Origin of the sequence: Desulforegula conservatrix Mb1Pa, from assembly GCF_000426225.1 — a bacterium.
Lineage (GTDB): Bacteria > Desulfobacterota > Desulfobacteria > Desulfobacterales > Desulforegulaceae > Desulforegula > Desulforegula conservatrix.
The window spans coordinates 1-3650 of the sequence record NZ_AUEY01000135.1; the positions used below are offsets into that span (position 1 = coordinate 1).

Annotated in this window: 2 protein-coding genes; one reads left to right on the forward strand and one right to left on the reverse strand. The window is 39.5% G+C overall.

The features are described from left to right. Positions 1–101 precede the first annotated feature (101 nt). Positions 102–1532, reverse strand: a complete 1431-nt coding sequence (locus K245_RS0120840; protein WP_027360718.1) for an MFS transporter — start codon at positions 1530–1532, stop codon at positions 102–104. A 344-nt stretch (positions 1533–1876) separates the two neighbouring features. Here K245_RS0120840 and K245_RS0120845 point away from each other — a divergent pair, with 344 nt between their 5' ends. Continuing rightward, complete coding sequence (locus tag K245_RS0120845; RefSeq protein WP_027360719.1) at positions 1877–3409, forward strand: methyl-accepting chemotaxis protein; 1533 nt, start codon at positions 1877–1879, stop codon at positions 3407–3409. Positions 3410–3650: the final 241 nt, after the last annotated feature.

Here is a 3650-nt window from a genome sequence, read left to right on the forward strand (position 1 = left end):
AGGCGGTTCAGTTATTGGAGACTTCTTCTTATTCCAGGATCTGTCAAACTCTGTGAGTCCACCGGCAGAGCCGGGGGGTTACTTATGATTAATTAGAGAAACTATTGATTCTTTCTTGCTTCCTCATGACCGCCCCTCATCCATGCCAGCATCATTCCAATTAAAGCGATAAAAGACCCAATAAGCATCGTTCTGCTGAATGCTATCATGAATGAGTTCCGCATTTCAGGAGTATAATCCTTAAGCCCTCCGCCGGAAAGGTGATGAAAGATAATATTGAACACAGCACCGGCTATTGCGATACCAAGAACCATACCAAGATTTCTGGCAACAGCAATTATAGCGCCTGCAATTCCCCTGTTTTTGGGCGGTAGTGAAGTCATGGTTGTTGAACTGTTCGGGGATATGAAAAGGGCAATGCCAATTCCAGCTATTGCCATGCGCCAGGCTATATCTGCTTTTCCTGCATCTGCATCAAGAATGGAAAGAAGAAACAGGGATATTGCAACCACAGCCATGCCAGCTGTGCATAGATATCTGGATCCAATTTTATCAGAAAGACTGCCTGACAGAGGTGAAAGCAGAAAAAGAAATAGAAATGGAGTTATCATGAGCATTCCTGCTGTCTGGGGGAGAAAGGACTTCGCTATGGTCAGATAAAACGGCATCATGAAAGTCATTGTAAAAAGCGATGTAAACATTGCCATGCCGCTTGCAAGAGGTAGTGTGAATAGCCTAACACTGAAAAAACTTAAATCTATAATTGGGGAAGAAGTTTTTTTCTCGGTTATTATAAAAAGTATGAATGAAAAAATGGAGACGATAATCATTCCCAAAAAATTGATAGAAGTAAAGCCCCAGCTATGACCGTGAGTCGCAGCAAGAAGGAAAGACCCTATGAACAGAACCAGAAAAAAAGCTCCGAGCTTGTCAAAAGACGAATCCTTTTCATGAAATTCCTGCTTATCGGATAGAAATTTTGCAGCAGCTGCGATTGTAAGAATTCCAATAGGCAGATTTATATAAAATATTGCCCTCCACGAGAAGAGTTTAATGAGTACCCCGCCAAGCGCAGGGCCAGCAGTTAGGCCGGCAGCAACAACCGCGCCTGTTGTCCCCATTGCTTTCCCTCTCTCGTTCAGAGGAAACGCCTCAACCACCATAGCAGGTGTTGTAGCCATAATCATGGCTGCGCCCAAGGATTGCATAAATCTGGAAATAATAAGGTGGATTACGTTTAAAGAGGCTCCGCACATGATAGAGGCTAATGTGAATGTTGATAGACCTGCTATGAATACTTTTTTTCTACCTTTTATGTCTCCCAGTCTTCCAAATCCAAGCAGGAATGATGAAACCGAAAGAAGATATATCATTGAGACCCATTCGACAGTTTCGAGACCGACTCCGAAATCCTTCATGATAAAAGGCAGAGCAATATTAACAATGCTTCCATCGAGTGTGGACATGAAAACGCCAAGGGCGGAGATTGTGAAGACTGTCCATTTGGACGGTGTGATATTTTTTTCAGACATACTTAAACACCAAAAATATTCTTAAATCAAAACCAGCAAGCATTAACAGAAATAGACAAAAAAACAAACTGCTCATATGTTGTTTTCTTTGGCAAGGCGAATCTTGGGAAGAATTTATGCGCTAAATTTTGTGTAAAAATGTTATGAAGTTATTTATTGTAATAAGATGGTAACAATCTAAAATACTTAAAAAAATACTTCACAAAAATAATTTTTTGTGACAATTTGTCGATTATTTTTTTCTTATATTTTAATCTCGCTTGTTTTTTTAGAATCGTCATTCATTTTGCTGGCGATTTGGTAATTATTATATTTATTATCACTATATTGAGTTTTGGGGGCGTATGAACGAAATGGCTTCTGCTACTAAAAATCCTTTTGCATTCGTTGGTTTATTGTTGAACTCTTTGAGATTCTTTTATCTCAGACCATTCAGAGATAGTGAAAATCAGGATAAGGACGAGTTTACAAGAGTTAATCTGCTAGTTAATTTTTCCTTTGCCTCCTTTGTTTTCTTCGGCTTGAACCTGATAAAATGGTATAAGGCCGGAGTAATGGTACTCGCTATAAGCCTTTTTTTTACACTCATAGTATCATCTTTTGTGTCTCCATTTGTGCTGCGCTTGACCGGAAATATCAAGATTGCTGCTAACATTTCAATTGCCGCGATGTTTTGGCATTTCAGTTTTCTTGCATGGCAGACCGGCGGTGTTCAATCAATTCTCAGTGTGCCATGGTTTGTTTTACTCCCAATCTTAGCTTTTATTTTTTGCGGAACTAAAACAGGGTTTATTTGGGCGATCATTGAGATTGTAGAAGGAATAGCAATGTTTATAGCCGCAAAACACGGTGTAAATCTTAATATAATTACTTTCCCGCCTGAAATAATGATGAAGAATGTTCTTGTGACCTTTATTTTCAGTGTGCTTGCTGGATTTGTTACAGTGCTTGTTATGAACAAAGTAATTCAGGCTCTTGTTACAAGGGTAGAGTCAACTGGAAAAGAACAGGAGGAAGCAAGAAAGCGTGCTGAAGCAGCCCAAATTGAAGCTTCTGCTATGGCTGAACGCGAGATGGAAGTTACCCAGATGGCAGAGGAAATATCAAAAAGAATTAAAGAACTTTCAATTGACCTTATTGCCATTGGAGAAAGAGCCAAAAAAAGGGTGGAAAGAACTGAAAGCAAGATGGGCGGCACTATGGACAGCATAAGAGATATGGGAAGCCTTCTGGCCGATCTCTCGGCAATTGCTGCATCTACAAGTTCATCTCTAAGAGAGACATCATCTAACACGATTGAAATTGAGAATAAGATGAAATATGTGGATGAATTTCTTCATGAGTTTAACGTAACAATGGGAGAAATCCAGAAAAATAATGAAGCAATTGGAGACATTATTGAAGATGTTGATAATATCGCCAGCCAGACCAATCTCCTTGCACTTAATGCAACAATAGAATCAGCAAGAGCTGGGGCCGCAGGTAAGGGGTTTGCCGTTGTCGCCAGTGAAATAAAGGATCTTGCAAATCAATCCAAGGCATCAGCTGAGAGAATCAACAAAACTATTAAGGAAAGTATTGAGAATTCAAGCAGGCTCATTATCAGTATGCCGAAATTTATTGAAGCCATGGAAACAATAAATAAGGCAACAAAAGATATTTTTGAAACCATCCAGCATCAGGAAAGGTCTACTTCATCAATTGCTGAAAAAGTAGGTCTTTCATCAGAAAATAGCTCAGAATTGACCGAAAGAGCGGAGCAGACTGCTATTCTTATGAAAAAGCTTGTGGAGGCATTCGGCAAAATTATGAGCAATACAAGTAATATTCTTGAAGATGTAACTACTCTTGACATGGTTTTTCAGAGATCCAACTAATGCCTTAATGAAATAATCATTTTCATTACAAATAATAAAAAAACCGGCGGAGCTTATTGGGGCTCCGCCGGTTTTTTGTGGCTACTATAAGTCGATCGTCAACTCTGTTCTTAATGACTGTCATATAATTGCTTCTGAGCTTAGACTATTCTGATTACCACTCTGCTTCAGCCATAGAAAGCATGGTTGATGGCATGGGTGGAGTCCTAAGAGCAACATAAATCAGTCTGTGAATCATGGA